Annotated in this window: 1 protein-coding gene; it reads right to left on the bottom strand. The window is 50.4% G+C overall.

Translation table 11 applies throughout. The annotated features are described in order from the left end of the window. Positions 1 to 228, bottom strand: a 228-nt coding sequence (locus R0J92_RS27590; RefSeq protein ID WP_411054023.1) for a hypothetical protein, incomplete at both ends; no start/stop codon positions are given.

Genomic DNA, 228 nt, shown 5'->3' with positions numbered 1-228 from the left:
CACCGTCGCTCGCTCAACATCGGGTTTGACACTGTTTAATACATTCTCATATAGCGCCTCCCATTGATCAGCACTGGCCGTTTGTAGATCATCTAACGCTGAGCTTTGAGCCACTAGCGGACGACCAATCGGGGATAGGTATCTTTTTACCGAACTGACGGCGAGCTGAGATTTTACACGGCCACCTTTCTGCAAGAACTTCAGGCACCATCTTGCCAGCAGTGTCAC

This window comes from Tritonibacter sp. SIMBA_163 (assembly GCF_046535935.1).
In the GTDB taxonomy this organism is placed as follows: Bacteria; Pseudomonadota; Alphaproteobacteria; order Rhodobacterales; family Rhodobacteraceae; genus Epibacterium; species Epibacterium scottomollicae.
Note: the sequence above shows the minus strand (reverse complement) of the source record. Positions and strands in the feature narration are given on the sequence as shown.